General features: G+C 72.4%; 11 protein-coding genes. 1 reads left to right on the top strand and 10 read right to left on the bottom strand.

Annotated features, from left to right (window positions below):
- Nucleotides 1-140 precede the first annotated feature (140 nt).
- The 10 genes from AB0A97_RS25155 to AB0A97_RS25110 all read right to left on the bottom strand — a co-directional run bounded on the left by AB0A97_RS25155 (nt 141) and on the right by AB0A97_RS25110 (nt 14,360).
- Nucleotides 141-1,775, bottom strand: coding sequence for an FAD-dependent monooxygenase (locus AB0A97_RS25155; protein ID WP_361153935.1), 1,635 nt, complete (start codon nt 1,773-1,775; stop codon nt 141-143).
- Between the two features lie 86 nt (nt 1,776-1,861).
- Nucleotides 1,862-2,701 (bottom strand): class I SAM-dependent methyltransferase, encoded by an 840-nt coding sequence (locus tag AB0A97_RS25150; protein WP_361153932.1) that lies wholly within the window; start codon nt 2,699-2,701, stop codon nt 1,862-1,864.
- Between the two features lie 303 nt (nt 2,702-3,004).
- Entirely contained in the window at nt 3,005-3,622 is a 618-nt protein-coding gene (gene rfbC, locus AB0A97_RS25145; RefSeq protein WP_361153929.1) for a dTDP-4-dehydrorhamnose 3,5-epimerase, read from the bottom strand.
- A gap of 52 nt (nt 3,623-3,674) precedes the next feature.
- Nucleotides 3,675-4,784: a DegT/DnrJ/EryC1/StrS family aminotransferase gene (locus AB0A97_RS25140; RefSeq protein ID WP_361153926.1), complete on the bottom strand. Its 1,110-nt coding sequence runs from the start codon at nt 4,782-4,784 to the stop codon at nt 3,675-3,677.
- An 85-nt stretch (nt 4,785-4,869) separates the two neighbouring features.
- Nucleotides 4,870-5,871, bottom strand: coding sequence for an NAD-dependent epimerase/dehydratase family protein (locus AB0A97_RS25135; protein WP_361153923.1), 1,002 nt, complete (start codon nt 5,869-5,871; stop codon nt 4,870-4,872).
- A 1-nt stretch (nt 5,872) separates the two neighbouring features.
- The gene (locus AB0A97_RS25130) at nt 5,873-7,309 is read right to left on the bottom strand and encodes an NDP-hexose 2,3-dehydratase family protein (protein ID WP_361153920.1); all 1,437 of its coding nucleotides are present in this window, start codon (nt 7,307-7,309) and stop codon (nt 5,873-5,875) included.
- Between the two features lie 67 nt (nt 7,310-7,376).
- A complete protein-coding gene (locus AB0A97_RS25125) occupies nt 7,377-8,204 on the bottom strand; it encodes a methyltransferase domain-containing protein (RefSeq protein ID WP_361153917.1) in 828 nt (275 codons plus the stop codon).
- Complete coding sequence (locus AB0A97_RS25120) at nt 8,201-9,502, bottom strand: cytochrome P450 (RefSeq protein WP_361153914.1); 1,302 nt, start codon at nt 9,500-9,502, stop codon at nt 8,201-8,203. Before AB0A97_RS25120 ends, AB0A97_RS25125 begins: the two co-directional genes overlap by 4 nt.
- Nucleotides 9,503-9,516: 14 nt before the next feature.
- A complete protein-coding gene (locus AB0A97_RS25115; protein ID WP_361153910.1) occupies nt 9,517-12,849 on the bottom strand; it encodes a ferritin-like domain-containing protein in 3,333 nt (1,110 codons plus the stop codon).
- Nucleotides 12,846-14,360: an NAD(P)/FAD-dependent oxidoreductase gene (locus AB0A97_RS25110; protein WP_361153907.1), complete on the bottom strand. Its 1,515-nt coding sequence runs from the start codon at nt 14,358-14,360 to the stop codon at nt 12,846-12,848. Before AB0A97_RS25110 ends, AB0A97_RS25115 begins: the two co-directional genes overlap by 4 nt.
- Nucleotides 14,361-14,717: 357 nt before the next feature.
- On the opposite strand from AB0A97_RS25110, the gene AB0A97_RS25105 reads away from it, so the two are divergent.
- A complete protein-coding gene (locus tag AB0A97_RS25105) occupies nt 14,718-16,025 on the top strand; it encodes a glycosyltransferase (protein ID WP_361153904.1) in 1,308 nt (435 codons plus the stop codon).
- Nucleotides 16,026-16,043 lie beyond the last annotated feature (18 nt).

The raw sequence follows: 16,043 nt of genomic DNA, 5'->3' as shown, positions 1-16,043 counted from the left end.
AACGGGCCAGCCGCGATGCGCCGAGTGCGGGGCCAGTAACCGGTCATCGCCGCAGCGGCTCCCTTTGCGGCGGCCGGAAGACGGCAGGCTGTTCGCTCCGGCGTGGTCCGCCGCGTTTCCTGCTCGGCCGTCGTGCCCGTTCACCGGTGTCCGTGCGCGGCCCCGGCGCCTCGTACCGTATCGACGAGGGATTCCGGGTTTGGGGGCAGCTCGTCACCGCGCCATGCCACACAGCCGTCCGGGCGGACCAGCACGAAGGGCCGTTCGTAGAGCTTGGCGATCTCCCCGTCGCCCGCGGTCCGTACGGTCAGCGGCACGCCTCGCTCGGCGAACGCGCGCTCGGCCCCCTCCACCCCGGGGTGCTCGGCGAAGCACAGCAGGACGAATCCGCGCCCGAACAGGTCGAGGGTGGAAGTGTCCGCGTCCCACCACGCGTGCGCGGCGCGGTAGCCCGGCTCGCTGCCCGGGCGCCAGCCGGCGTCCGGCTTGCCCTGACGCACCGGTACGTCGGGGTCCTCGATGATGACGGGGGAGCGGTAACGCAGCCCGAAGTGGATCTCGGGGGCGTCGAACTCCCGCTCCACGCCGCTGCTCGCCAGCCGCTGCGCCATCTCTGCACGGGCCCGCTCACCCTCGGGCCCGTCCAGGTGGACCTCGGGCGGCAGCCGCCTGCGCAGGGTGCGCTCCAGGTTGAGGTTGGCCTCCTCCAGGCTCTGCACGGCGATCGGCCTGCGCTCGGTCTCGTACGTGTCGAGCAACTGCTGCCCGGCCCAGCCGTTCAGCGCGGCGGCGAGTTTCCAGCCCAGGTCGGCGGCGTCGCCGATGCCGGTGTTGAGCCCGAAGCCGCCGGAGGGCGAGAGGGTGTGCGCGGCGTCGCCGGCGAGGAAGACGCGTCCGGCGCGGTACCGGTCGGCGACGCGGTGGGTGAGGTGCCACTCACCGTCGCTCAGCAGCTCCACCGGGGTGTCGACGGCGAGGGCGTCGCCGATCAGCGACAGCGCGTCGACCCGGCCGGCGGCGCCGTCGTCCACGCCCACGACCAGGTTGTACAGGTCGTTGCCGTTCAGCGAGCGCAGGGGAAAGCGCAGCGTGGACGAGAGCATGAGGAAGTGGACGAGCGCGGCGCGGTCGCCGAGCCGCTCCTTCAGCCCGGGCGCGCGGAAGAGGATGTTGCGGAAGATCTGTGTACGGTGGCGGGCCGGCGCGTCGATGCCGCAGGACTGCCGGACGGGGGAGGCGGCGCCGTCGCAGGCGACCAGGAACCGCGCCCGTACGGTGCCGGTCGTGCCGGTGGCGTGGTCGGTGAGGGTGGCGTCGACGTGGTCGTCGGTGCGCAGCACGCGGTCGACGGTGGTACGGAGCCGCAGCGGACCGTCCGGGTGGACGCCCACGGCCCGCGTCAGCACCGGGTTGAGCCAGTGCGCCGGGCAGATCTGGTCGGGCTCGGGGGTGTGCGCGAAGGCCGGGCGGTTCCCGGCGGTGCCCCGACGGTACCGGTAGATCTCGTGACCGCCGACCCGGGTGACCCAGGCGATGTCCAGGGGGTGATCGGCCGGCCACCCGGCGCCGCGGACGGCGTCCGCGACGCCCCAGCGGCGGAACAGCTCCATCGAACGCGGACCGATCGTGCTGACCTTGGGGTGCCGGACCTCTCCGTCACCGGCGTCCGCGAGCACGCAGTCGATCCCGCGGTACCTCAGGTCCAGGGCCAGCGCCATCCCGACCGGGCCGCCGCCCACGATCAGCACGTCGGTCCGCTCACCGGAATGCGTCATGTCGTCCTTGCCTTTCTTCGTGGGCCGGTCCGGCCGTCGGTGGAACCGGGAGGGCGCGCGGGGCATCCTCCCGGGACGGTCATCGGCTACGGGCGTTCCGCGGTGGCCAGCAGACAGCCGAAGTCGTCGACGCCCGCCAGGTCGGACGGCCGGAAGGCGTCGTCGGTGAAGAAGTTGCTCTCGTCGAGGGCTGCGGGGCGGTCCTCCACGGCCGACAGCTTCGCGATCTCTTCGGCGAGGCGCAGCGTGGTCTGCTCGGTGACGTCGAGGATCTCGCGCAGCCGCAGGCCGGAACGGTGGAGCAGTGCGACGTAGTCGTCGATGTCCGCCGTGGTCGACATCAGGCCGCTGCAGAACTTGTCGATGCCCGGGTGCCGCACCTCCTTGCGCGGGAAGCGTTCGAACACGTCGGTCAGGACGAGCCGGCCGCCGGGTCGCAGGACCCGGCACACCTCGGTGAGCACCTGCTGCCGGTCCGGCATGTGGCAGAGCGACTCCAGGGCCATCACCGCGTCGAACGTCCCGTCGGGGAAGTCCAGCTTCATCGCGTCGGCGTGCCGGAACACGGCCCGGTCGGCGGCCCCGGCCTCGGCCGCCAGCCGGTTGGCGGCCTTGATCTGCTCCTCGCTGATGCTGATGCCGGTGACCCGCGCGCCGGTGTGCGCCACGACCCGCAGGCCGGGGCCTCCCACGCCGCAGCCCAGGTCGAGGACGTGGGACGAGCCGTCCACCTTCAGCCGTTCGATGAACACGTCGGTGAGCCGGTCCATCGCCGCCTCGATCGAGGCCTCGGAGTCCGGCGTGTCCCAGTAGCCGATGTGGACGTTGGTGTTGAAGGTGCCGTCGTTCATGGCGTTCAGCGTCAGCCGGTCGTAGAGCTTGCCGACGGCTCCCGGTACGGGCAGCGTCTGGGCGGGGTCGGTCATGGCAACGGCCTTTCGGTTCGACGGGTGCGGGGGACTGGTACGGGCAGGGTGTGCGGTGGGCCGGTGGGAGGTGGACCCCTCGCGGTCGGTGCGGGGTGGCGGCGGGCCCGGCCCGGCCGCCGTAGCCCTGAGCATCGGGCCGCGCGGGCCGCGGAGCAGCGGTGCGGACGAAAACCCGCTCGTTCACGTGGGTGCGCGCCGCCGGTTCGGTCCGGCCGGGTGGGCGGAACACCGTTCAGCCCATGCGCGCCCGGGCAGGCCGGGGGATATGGGTCTCTCGGGGGCGCCGGTCGGGCCGGGCCGTCAGGCGTCCGCGGCCTCCGGTGACCAGCCTTTCTCGATCTCCTGGCACCGGCCGTAGTCCGGCAGGAGGCCCTGTTCCCGGGCCTCGGCGAGCGTGATCGCCGCGCCGTCCCGTTCGGACAGGATCGGCTCGGTGTCCTGGGGGACGGGCAGCCCGAGCGCCGGGTCCAGGACGGACAGGGCGAGTTCGTTCTCCGGTACGTAGCTCCCGGAGAGCATGTACGACATGACGGTGTCGTCCTCCAGCGCCACGAACGCGTGGCCCACCCCCACCGGGAAATAGGTGGTCCGGTGGTCCTGCTGGTCCATCAGCACCGAGTCCCACCGGCCGTACGTGGGCGAGCCGACCCGGATGTCGACCACGATGTCCAGGGCCGCGCCGCGCGCGCAGTAGACGTACTTCGCGGTGCCGGGCGGTGTCACGGTGTAGTGGATGCCGCGCACCACGCCGCGCCGGGAGACGCTGTGGTTGGTCTGCGCGACGCGGAAGAGCGGACCGCCGTGCGCCTCGGCGAACGCCGCCTCCTGGAACGGCGAGAAGAACAGGCCCCGTTCGTCGGGAAAGACGCGGGGGGTGAACTCCAGTGCTCCCTCGACGGTGAGTTCGCGTGCTTTCATGTCTGCTCCCGTGGCTGGGTGAACGGCTCGGCGGACTGGCGGTCGGCGGGTCTCACAGCGTCGCCAGCACCTCGCGCACGGCGTGGATGACCTTGTCCTGGAGGTCGCGCGGCAGCGAGGGGTACATCGGCAGCGAGAAGATCTCGCCGGCCAGCGCCTCGGTGACGGGCAGGGACCCCGGGGCGTACCCGAGGTGCGCGAACCCGGTCATGGTGTGCACCGGCCACGGATAGCTGATGTTGAGGTGGATGTCGTACGCCTTGAGGCGCTCGATGATGTCGTCACGCCGGGGGTGGCGCACCACGTACACGTAGTACACGTGCTCGTTTCCGGGGACGGTGTGCGGGAGCACGAGACCGGTGTCGGCGAGAGCATCGGCGTAGCGCTGCGCGACGGCCCGGCGGCCGGCGATGTAGGTGTCGAGCCGCTTGAGTTTGCGCCGCAGGATCTCGGCCTGCACCTCGTCCAGGCGGCTGTTGTGGGCGGGCGTCTCCAGGGTGTAGTAGCGGTCCTCCATGCCGTAGTACCGCAGCCGCCGCAGCCGTTCCGCCACGGTCGCGTCCGAGGTGAGGGTCGCGCCGCCGTCGCCGTACGCGCCGAGGACCTTGGTCGGGTAGAAGGAGAAGGCGGCCGCGTCACCGGTCGTGCCGGCCGGCGTGCCGCCCTGCCGGGCGCCGTGGGCCTGGGCGCAGTCCTCCAGGATGGCCAGCCCGTGCCGGGCGGCCAGCTCCTTCAAGGGGGCCATGTCCACGCACTGTCCGTACAGGTGTACCGGCAGGAGGCACCGCGTGCGTTCGGTGATGGCCGCTGCCACCTGGCCGGTGTCCATGAGGAAGTCGTCCTCGCGCACGTCGACGAAGACGGGGGTGGCGCCCGTGCCGTCGATGGCGACCACGGTCGGTGCCGCGGTGTTCGACACCGTGATCACCTCGTCGCCCGGGCCGACGCCCAGCGCCTGCAGCCCGAGCTTGATCGCGTTCGTCCCGTTGTCGACACCGACGCAGTGGGCCGCCCCGTGATAGGCGGCGAATTCCGCCTCGAAGCCGCGCACGCTCGCGCCCAGCACGAGCTGCCCCGAGCCGAAGACCGTCGCTACGGCGTCGAGGATGTCCGGACGCTCGTCCTCGTACTCCGCCAGGTAATCCCAAACACGCGTGGTCATGTGCCAGCCTTTCCAGGACTGCGGCGGACGGCCGTGCTGCGGCCGCACGCCTGCGGTGGGTGTCGTCCATCAGAGGTGCGTGTCGTCACCGGGCCTCGCTCTCCTGCCCGGCCAGAGCGGTGACGGTGCGCCGCAGCCCCTCGGGAAGCGAGGTCCGGGGGCACCATCCGGTGGCCGCCCGGAACGGGGAGGAGTCGATGGTCACGCTGCGGAAGTCCGTCACGGGGGCGTGGGCCGGCGGTTCGACGGACTCCACGGCGACCGGCTGCCGCCCCGTGTGGTCGGACACGGTCCGGGCGATGAGCCGGAAGACGTCGCCGAGCGCGTCGCCCCGGCCGGCGCCGATCAGCCAGTGGCCGCCCACCAGGGCGTCCGGATGGTCGAGGGCCGCCGCGAACGCCGCCGCGACATCGCTGACGTGGACCAGGTCGCGCCGCACCGTGCCGTCGTGCCACATGGTGAGCGGCAGGCCCGTGAGCGCCCGCCGCACCATGGCGGACACGACACCGCGGTCGCCGGTACCGGGCGCCGCTCCCTCACCGAACACCGTGGGCAGACGCAGGCTGATGCCGCGCGCCCGGCCCTCGGCCGTGGCCTTGAGCAGGAGGTGCTCCGCCGTCAGTTTCTGCCGGTCGTAGGCGGTTTCGGGATGGTCGGGTTCACTGCCGTCGAGCGGTTCCCGCGGCGGCACGCCGACCTGCGAGGCGGCGCCCGCGTACACCACCAGCGGGGGCGTCCCGACGCCCGCGGCCGGCCGCAGGACGTCCAGGAGGTCCCGCATCACGCCCACGTTCACGCGCTCGGCCTCCGGCTCGGTCTCGGCCGCCCGCCATCCGCCGTCCGCCAGGAGCAGGTGCACCACCGCGTCCGAGCCCGCGACGGCCTCGGCGAGCGCAGCCCGGTCGGTGAGGTCGGCGGTGACGGCGGTGGTCCCGGCCGGGCCCGGGGGAATCGCGCTCGGCCTGCGCGCCACCGCCCGCAGGCGGACCGGGCGCTGCGCCAGTGCGCGCAGGACGGCCGATCCCACGAAGCCCGAGGCGCCGAGCACGGTGATCAGCGGTTCGGCGGCTGCCGGTGTGCGTGCCATGTCACACCTCTCCCCGGGTCCGTATCGCCATGGCGTTGAGGCAGGCCAGGAGCGTGCGGGCCTCCACGTTGAGGTAGTGCCCGTGCCGGGTGAGGGCCCTGAGCTGGGCGGGGGTGGCCCAGACGAAGCCAGCAGGCGGGTCGAGCGCGGCCCCGGTCCCCTCGGCGTCGACGACGAGGTACCGGCTCCGGGCGTTCAGGAAGCGCCCGCCCTCCTCGGAGTGGACGGCCTGGTAACGGATCCGCGCCTCGGGTGCGTTCAGGACAGCGTCGAGGAAGGGCGGGCGGTCCGCCTCCGGCAGGTGGGCGTGGTTGCCTGGCGTGCACTGGACGGTGGGCGCCAGCTCGACCGTGTCCAGGAAGCCGCCCTCGGCCCGGGCCTGCACCAGCACGTGCGGCACCCCGTCGATCTCGCGCACGAGGAACGCGGTCACCCCCGTGCCGACGGGTTCGATCAACGGCTGGTCCCAGCGGACCACTTCGCGGCTGCCGGCCCGTACGGAGACCGCGACGACCTTGAAGTAGCGGCCGTCCTCGTGCTCGATCGCCTCGACACCGTGCTTCCAGCCGCGCACGGAGGCCAGCGGTACGCGGCGGGTCCGCACGTCGCGGCGGGAGCGCTCGCCGGTGAACCACGACAGGAGCTGGGCGTCGGAGAGCAGCGCGCCGGGCGATGTGTCCTGGTACGGCACGCAGGACAGCACGGTTCTGGCGTTCATGTTGACCATGTCGTCCTCGTGCAGGAGTTCGGCGATCTGGCCGAGGGTGAGCCAGCGGAAGTCGTCCGTCGCGGGGACCTCGCCGGCCGTCTCGACGATCATGTTGCGGTTGGACTTGCGGAAGAACCACGAGCCTTGTTCCGACTGGAGCACGTCCACGATGATCCGGTCGCGGTCGGGCCGCACGAAGTGGTCGATCAGCCGCACGTCCGCGCCCCGGTGGGCCCTGGTGTAGTTGCTGCGGGTGGCCTGCACGGTCGGCGAGAGCTGGAGCAGGTTGGGGTTTCCCGGCTCCATCTTGGCCTGCATCAGGAAGTGCAGCACCCCGTCGAACTCCTTGGCCAGAATGCCCAGGATGCCCACCTCCGGCTGCCTGATGACGGGCTGCTGCCACTCCCGGCGGGGGCCGTCGCCGTAGGGCCCGTCGTGTTCCTCCACATGCAGGCCCTCGACGGTGAAGAACCGCCCGCTGCGGTGCACGAGATCCCCCCCGGTACCGGGCTCGAACCGCCACTCGCCCAGCTCCGCGAACGGGATGCGATCCACGCGGAAGACATGGGCCCGGCGGCGCTCCGCCAGCCAGGCGTGCACGTCCTCGGTCCGCGACCGCACCCCGCGGCGGGCCGCTGCCGACAGGGCGAGACGGCCGGCCAGCGAACGGTCCTTGCGCGGACGTACGGCGACGGGGGCGGCAGGCGGTGGGCCGAGGCAAGACGACATCGAAGTACTCCCTGTCTGCGGGGGCGAGAGCGGAACGGTGTTCGCCCGGCCGGCCACGCCCGTGGGGTCAGGTCCGCTGCGCGGTGATCAGGACATAGCCCGCGTGCGGGTGCTTGCCGAAGGCGTCCATCAGGTCGGCTGCCGCGCTGATCTGCTCCGCCGCCGGGGCTTCGAGGGAGGCGGCGATGGTCCGGAAGGCGGCCGCGGCGTGCCCGTAACTGGCGCGGACCTGTTCGCCGATGTCCGTGAGCTCCAGCAGTTGCCAGCCCGCTTCGGCCAGGCGCGCGCGGTGCTCGTCGGGCGTGTTGATCCCGGCGATCTCGTACACGTCCAGCATGCCGTCCAGCACGGTCCGGTCCTCGCCGGTGAACGGCTGCCGCTGACACAGGTCGGTGACGACCAGACGCCCGCCGGGGCGGACGACGCGGCGGATCTCCGCCAGGGCGGCGGTCTGGTCGGTGATGTGCAGCAGCGATTCGATCGCCCAGGCCCCGTCGAAACAACCGTCGTCGAAGGGCAGGTCCACGGCGTCCGCGAACCGGAAGGAGACCCGGTCGCGCGCGTCGGAGCCGTCCGCCTCCTTGTCCGCCTGGGCGAGCTGCTGGTGGCTGACGGTGATGCCGGTCACGCGGACGTCGTGCGCACCCGCGATACGCAGGGCCGGGAGGCCGTTGCCGCAGCCCACGTCGAGCAGCCGCTGGTCCGGCCGGAGGTCGAGGCGGGCAGCGACGAGGTCGGTGAGGCGGTCGGTGGCCTCGGTGATCGGGAGGCCGGGGTCGTCGTCCCAGTAGCCGACGTGGATGTTGCCGCCCAGGGCGGTCGTGGCCCCGGCGTCGGCGAACACGTCGTACGCCTGGCCGACGGAGTCGGGGCTGGTGCCGGGCTGTTGTGTCATGAGTGCCTTTCCTTCGCGCGGTGTCGGTGGGGCGCCGCGGGGCACGGCAGGTCGGATCTGCCGAGCACCAGCCGTGTCGGCCCGTGGAAGACCATGTCGTCGGCGTACTCGACCTGTTGACTGCCGCGGCCCAGCCCGGGTATGCCGTCCAGCAGCGTCCGGAGACCGATTTCGGCCTCCGCGCGGGCCAGCGTCGCCCCGAGGCAGTAGTGGATGCCCAGTCCGAAGCCCAGGTGCCGGTCGGCGGGGCGGCGCACGTCCAGGACGTCGGGGCGCGAAAAGCGCGCGGGGTCCCGGTTCGCCGAGCCGAGCAGGGCGACGACTCGGCTGCCGCGCGGCACCTCGTACTCACCGAGGCGGGTGTCCCGGTAGGCCCATCGCGTCACCGCCTGCACCGGAGGGTCGTAGCGCATCAGCTCCTCGACCGCCCCCGGCGTCAGCTCGGGAGCGGCGCGCAGCGCGTCGAGGACCTCGGGGTGAGCCCGCAGCGCCAGCACTGCCTTCGCCAGGAAGTTGGTGGTGGTCTCGTGTCCGGCGGTGAGCAGGTGGACGCAGGTCCCCACGATCCCGTCCACGTTCAGCGGCGCACCGCCGTCCCGGGCGCGGACCAGGAGCGTGAGCAGGTCGCCGTGGTCGTCCCCGTGCCGCCGGGTCACCTCCTGCCGGAAGTAACGGGTCAACGCGCCGGCGGCTGCCTCGGCCCGTGCGTAGCCGCCGGTGCCGTTGCGCGAGCGGGTACTGCCGGCCTCCTGGAGGGCCAGCGCGTTGGCGCGCAGCCAGCCGTGGTGGTCCTGCGGAATGCCGAGCAGTTCGCAGATGACGAGGATGGGAAACGGCGCCGCGAAGCCCTCGACGAGGTCGGCCTCCTGGCGCCGTTCGAGCTGTTCCAGCAGCTCGTGTGCGATCTGCGTGATGCGGGGCCGCAGACCGGTGACGATCGAAGGGGAGAACTCCGTACCGAGCAGGGAGCGCAGTTCGGTGTGGCGCGGCGGATCCAGGAACACCAGCCAGTTCTCCACGACGGTCCGCAGGGCCCGGTACTCGGCGGGGACCGGGACGGGCGCCGCGCCGGGGTCGCCGGACGCCACGCGCGCGTCCCGGCCGAACCACCGGTCCGACAGCACCTGGACGACCTCGTCGTAGGAGAAGACGTAGAAGGTGTCCGGCGCGCCCGCGCCCGGTGCACCGCGGTGGACCGGCGCGGCCTCCCGGTAGCGCCGGTACACCGGGTACGGGTGGGCGATGTCCGCCCCGTCCCAGCCCTTGAGGTCGAACCGCGGCAGCGTCGCGGATGGCATGCGGTCTCCTTCGCTCATGAGTGTGGCGTCGCCGCTCCGTACGGGCCCGCCGGGGACGCCTGGCGGCCCGGCGGCCGGAAGTGGTCGGCCCAGAACGCGCTCATCTCACCCACCCGGGCGGGCACCAGGGGGTGCTTGCCGCAGGCCACCGCGAGATGGTCGAGGCGCAGCGCGATGCCGCGTCTGGCCACGTCCGGGCGGGACACCGGCGCGGGCTGCTCGGACAGCTCGAACGACGGCCCGGCGGTCCGGCCCCGCCGTCCCGACGGCAGGGTCACCAGCAGTTCCGCCAGCGGGCGCATCAGCCCCGTCATCATGTCGATCGCCGCGTTCATCAGGTCGGAGCGGCGCAGGCTCGCGTCCGGGCACTCACCGAAGTGCTGGACCATGAGCTGGAGCGCCATGAAGTAGGAACGGTTGAACAGCCCCATGACCGACCGGGCGTCCGGGTCGGTGACCGTCTCCATGGCCGCGTTCCCCTGGCCGAGGGTCGGGTTCCGTACGACGGGGTAGGCGGGGTTCCACCGTTCGCCGCCCGGGCGGGCCCGGGTGGCCGGCGCCCCGCAGAGCAGGTCGGAGATCCGCAGGAACGAGGCGTAGTGCGAGTGCTCGGCGGTCCGCGTGTCCAGCACCCCGCCCTCTCCCTGCTCGGTGATGACGTCGATCGCGAACAACGCGCTGGACAGGTCGTCGACTTCGAGCTGGTAGTCGGGGTGGTGCCGGTTGACCGACTTCCGCAGGAAGAGGTGGTGTTCCCCGCCGCCCCTGCCCTTCTCCACCAGGAAGAGGTCCGGGACGCGGTGCAGGCCCTCGCGGATGTCCGTGTACAGCTCGCTCAGCGAGGCGTAGGGGTGCCGGTCGTCGTGGGGCGCGGGGGCCGCCGGTGTGTCGCCCCGCCGTACGTCGTGGACGAGGTCTTCCGGCCGTTCGATCTGCACGAACCGTTCGACGCTGCCGGGCCCCAGCCTCTCCAGGGAGAAGTCCAGCGGTACCGGCAGCTCGTGGTTGACGGTGCCGAAGTCGAGCCGGGGCACGTGGAACGGCTCGCCCACCGCGGTGAGGATGTTGTTGACGAGGAGAAAGTGGATCATCTCCTCGCGGGCGATGTTCAGCAGCATGCTGCGGATGCCCTCGTCTAGGGTCTCCCCGCCGTCGCCGCAGGCGAGCCGGAGCTGCTCGGGTGTCCACGTGCCCCGCCGCACGTACTCCAGGCCGGCACCGTGGGTGGGCACCGAATAGGCCGCGTACAGGTACTGGAGCATGACGGCCAGTTCGATCGTGGCGGCGTCGCGCAGCACCTCGACGAGGCGGCCGCGGGTGGTGATCTTCCCGCTCGCGCGGCCGGTCGCGGGCTCCGTCAGCAGGACCTCGTCCGGCGCCTGCTGGGCCCGCAGGAACGTCAGCAGGAGCTGTGCCTTCGGCTCGGACAGGTCCCGCGTAGGCGGCATGTAGTACGTCTTCACCTTGTTGCGCGGGTCGCACATCTGCCAGATCAGCTTCGCGTATGTCTCCACCTTGCACCGGTCCGCCAGGCTGAAGACCTCCGCCTTCATGAAGGAGTACAGGTGCTCGTAGAACGCGAAGACCTCCGTGTAGACCAGGTCGAAGGTCACCTCGTCCTGGCGGATGCCGGCCAGCCGCCAGTCGTCGGGCAGCACCCGCACCGACAGGTAGCCGGCGCCGGGCCAGTAGCCGAGCGCGTCGTCGTGGTCGTGGCCGAGGGCCGCCGAGCCGGGCCGGTCCACGTCGCACGGCAGGTCGTCGGCGCCGGCGGACAGCAGGACGCGGGCAGTGCCGGCCGCCGCGCCCCGTAGGGTGAACCACCCGAGGCCCGCCTGGTCGGTGTCCAGGAGGCAGGTGTCGGACCACGGGCCGGAGCCGTCCTGCCGTCCCGCGCGCAGGTGGACGATGCCGACATCGGAACACCGTGCCTCGGGGGAGCGGGCGGCCGGGTCGCGCGGGAGGGCCCGGGGGTTGAAGAACTGCCGTACGTGGATTCCGGCGACGGCGGCCGGGCGGCCCCGCACGAAGGAGCGCACGAGTACGTCGACGTCCTGGTCCGCGTCGTCCGGGTCCCGTGGATGCTCCAGGAAGAGGCTCGCGTCGTCGGCCTGGACGTTGATCTCCTTTTCGCGCAGGTGCACCACCGGGCCGTTCGGGCCGGTGCCCACCAGGCGCAGCGCCTCGTCGGCCGCGGCGTGCGCCGGCAGCTCGATGGGGACTGTCACCAAACCGCCGGCCAGGGCGAATTTCTCCCCGAGGTACGCCTGCCGGGGCACCCGGGCCACCAGCCGGTCGCTGTCCGCCGTGCGCAGTTCGAGATCGCCGATGTCGACCGGGGCGGGCGGGCCGGCCGCGGCCCCGGGGGCTGCCTTTGGGGCACGGGTGGGCACCGCAGTGATCATGTTGAGGGTGACGTGCTCGTCCGTCAGCTCGACGGTGAGGTTGTGCAGCTCACCGGGGGCCCGGCCGGGCGGGTGGCGCTCCGGGACGAGCAGCCGGCCCGCCGGATAGGTACGGGGCTCGTGCGGGCGCCACGGTGCGATCGTCCCGCGCAACCGCCACCGGCCAGGCCGGTCGGGCGCGAGCGGAGCGGACAGATGGCTCAGCGCGAACTGCACCACCAGGCCGCCGGCCCCCTCGGCGGCGGCCGCGGCCCGCAGATGCCGTACGGCCGGCGAGACGGCCGCTTCGTCGAGCCAGGTCAGTTCGTCCTGCTCGGTCACGGCGAACTGGTGCACCACGGACCGGCGCAGCCGCTCCGCCAGCCAGTGATCGCCGACGTCCCGGACGTGGCGGGCGTTGTGCCACCGTGGGGGATGGAAGCCGCGGACGCCTCCGGTGGCCATGTACCCGACGTCGTGGGAGCGGCCGTCCCGCCCGAAGCAGAACTGCCCGACCATGAGCGTCGTGGTCCAGTCGGACGACGGGTCGACGTCGAAGACGCGGGCCCGGTTGACCGTGGTGGCCAGGTACTCGTTGTAGTGCCCCCACATGTCGACACCGCGGCCGACCACCGGGTCGGCGGTGTCGACATCGCCCGCACGGACCTCGACGCCGGTGATCCGCGCGTCGACGGAGAAGTGCCCGTTGCCGGCGAAGTCCTCGCCCTTGGCCGCGCTGAAGGGTCCGTCGGCCGCCGGGCGGCCCGAGCTGTCGAACCGCGGCCCCAGCCGGTCCAGATGGTCGTGGTACTCGCCGGGCGGGCGGTGCGCGGGAAAGGGCTGTCCGTCGTCGGTGAGCGCCGTGTTGGTCGCCAGATCGACGAGGCCGCTGCGCGCGCCGGTCGGCAGGTGCGTCGTCGCCGTCCCGCCGAAGTGCAGCCGGGGCAGGTCGAAGACGCTCATGCCGACTCCCGCGAGGGGCTCCGCCGGGTGCCGGCGAAGACGCGGTGGGCCCGCGGCTCGTACCACTCGATCTCGTGCGCGGCGTCGATCGCCGACTCGATCGCGCCCTCGATCCAGGCGGGCTTCGACGAGCAGTGCTCACCGGCGAAGAACAGCCCCTTCTGCCGCCGGGCCGCCTCCCGCCGCTCCGCCTCGCGCAGGGCGGCCTCCTGGCCCCAGCGGACCGTGGCCGCCCCCCAGGACCACCGGCGCGCGCCCCAGTCCCGGCCCGCCACGCCCAGGACCATGCCCGGCCGGCGTAACTCGGGGTGCATCGCGCTCAGTTCCCTGGTGACGACCGCGTTGCGCTCCGCCTCGCCCAGCCGGCTGAGCGCGTCGGCGTCCGGCCCGATGGCGTAGCTCGCGAGCAGCACCGCGCCGTGTTCCGGATCGCCTTCGGTGGGCGGGTAGTAGGTCTGCCGCACGTGCCCGCCGGTGAAGGACGCGCCCCCGCTGATCCCGTCCTTCTCCCAGAAGGCTTCGCGGCAGTGGAAGGCGACCTTCGTCGCGGCCCAGTATTTCGTCTGGTGGACGATATCCAGCTTGTCCGGGTCGAAGCCGGACAACTGCATCCTCCGGAGCACCGTGAACGGAATGGTGCACACCACGTAGTCGCAGGTCCGGGTGAGGGACCTGACACCCTGGCGGATCCGCAGGACCACCGTGTCGTCGCGGACATCGATACCGACCACTTCCTGGCCGGTCGCTATCGGTCCCCGGATCCGCGCGGCGAGCTGCCGGGGAAGCGCGTCCATGCCGTCGCGCAGCCGCACGATGGTGGAGCTGGTCTCGTCCAGGACGTCGTCGAGGAAACGCTCCAGGCGCGGCGGGCAGAGCGACCGCACCTGGGGGTGGTCGGCGAAGAAGGAGTGCAGGTCGATCCGGTTGTGCGCGCTGCCGCACCGGTAGGGCGCCAAGTCGATGTGATCGACGAGGTTCAGCAGTTCCACGCCGATTTCGTCGTGCATGGCGTCGTAGAACTGGCGGGGTGCGATGGCCCTGATGCTGGCGTCCAGCCAGGCGCCGAACAGCAGGGTGTTCCCCTGGTACTGCCGGCCCGGCAGCCCGGCGGCGAACTCCTCGACGAGGGTTTTGTGCGCGTCGCGCACCCGGAGGTAGCCGGAGGCAGTGGGCAGGTAGGCCGCGTCGTCGGAGAACAGGGTGCGGAATTCACGCACCTGGTGCTGCAGCCCGAGTTCGGCGATGTAGTGCATGGTCAGCCGGTGCCCGGCGGGGATCCGCATCGCGCCGAGTTCGGCGAACGGCCCGGCCTGGCCGCGGCCGGAGAACCGGTGGGTGTGAATGCGGCCGCCGATGCCGGAGCTTGCTTCGATGACGTGGACCTGATGTCCGAGGCGTTCCAGTTCGTAGGCCGTGACCAGGCCGGCGATGCCGGCGCCGATGACGGTGACCTTCTTCGGCCCGCCGAGCGCTTCATCCGCCCCGTCGATCTTCTGCGAGGGTGCCGTCACAGGTTTCCTCCAGTACGCGATGTCCAAGGCCGGGAGCATGTCCTGGATGAACGCCAGCGCCTTCCCGGTCCCGGAAAGGGCGATGCCGGGGATTGCTTGTCGGTCATTGTTCGTGCAGTGGCGGCGCGTTCGTATCCCCCGCCGGGCCCGGGGACGGACGGTTTGATCGGCGACACGCCGGCGCCATCGGGGCGGCCCGGCACCGCCACCCCGCGCGAACGTGCGGGGTTTGCCCCGTTCCCCCCACCCGGAGCCAGGGCCGGGTGATGCTGGCGTGCGTGGCCGGACGGCCGGGCCGTGGGCGCCCGGTCCGTCCGGCGGCAACGGTGACACCAGACCCGACGGAGGCGAGAGCTGATGCGTGTGTTGATCGCTACCACACCGGCACCGGGACACGTCGTCAGCATGCTCGAAGTCGCACGCGAACTGACCCGGCGCGGCCACGAGGTGCGGTGGTACACCGGCCGCGCCTTCCGTGAACAGGTGGAGCGGACCGGGGCGCACTTCGAACCCATGCACGCCGGGCTCGACTTCGGCGGCCGGAGCCGGGAGGAAGCGTTCCCCGGCCACGCCGGGCTGTCCGGGGTCGCCAACTTCACCACCGGCGTCCGGGACATCTTCTACCGCACCGCACCGGGCCAGATGAACGACCTCCTGGCGGTGCTCGAACGGTTCGCGGCCGAGTGCATCCTCGCCGACGACATGTGCTACGGCGCCTGCTTCGCCGGCGAGCGCACCGGGATCCCGCTGGTCTGGCTGAACAACTCGGTCTACATCGCCGGCAGCAGGGACACCGCCCCGCTCGGGCGGGGCGCGATGCCCAGTGCGTCGCTGCTGGGGCGGGCACGCAACGCGCTGCTCAGGTTCGTCGCCGACCAGGTGGTGATGCGGGGCATACGCCGGGAGGCGGACCGGACCCGGGCCCGGGTGGGACTGCCCCGGCTGCGGACCGGCGCCATGGCGAACATCGCGCGCCCGCCGGCCCTGTACCTGATGGGCACCGTGCGGTCCTTCGAGTTCCCGCGCAGCGACCTGCTGCCGGGAACCCACTTCGTGGGCGGACTCCTCGGCCTTCCCCCGGAGCACTTCGACCCACCCGGCTGGTGGGACGAGCTGCAGGCAGGCCGGCCGGTCGTGCTGCTCACCCAGGGCACCACCGCCAACGACGTCGACCGGCTGCTCGCGCCCGCCGTCCGGGCCCTGGGCGGGCAGGACGTCCTCGTCGTGGTCACCACCGGCAGCGGCGTGGACGTCGACCGGCTGCGGCCGCTGCCGGACAACGTCCGGCTGGAGCGGTTCATCCCCTACCACCACCTGCTGCCGCACGTGGACGTGATGGTGACCAACGGCGGCTACAACGGCGCCAACGCGGCCCTCGCCCAGGGGGTACCGCTGGTCGTCGCACCGGGCTCGGAGGAGAAGCCCGATGTGGCGGCGCGGGTCGAGTGGGCCGGGGCCGGTGTCGTCCTCAAACGGCGGGCCGTGACGGAAGCCGGCCTGCGCGAGGCGGTGACCACCGTGCTCAACGACGAACGCTACCGGCGGCGGGCACGCGAGATGTCCCGGGAGTTCCGGAGCTGCGACGCCCCGCGACGGGCCGCCGAATTGATCGAGACCATGGCCGGCTCCCAGGGCCAGGTCCCCACCGGAGGTGTCACACAGTGAATGCCACGACGAAAACCG

The sequence above is a fragment of the Streptomyces sp. NPDC045470 genome (assembly GCF_040646595.1).
GTDB lineage: Bacteria > Actinomycetota > Actinomycetes > Streptomycetales > Streptomycetaceae > Streptomyces.
Note: the sequence above shows the minus strand (reverse complement) of the source record. Positions and strands in the feature narration are given on the sequence as shown.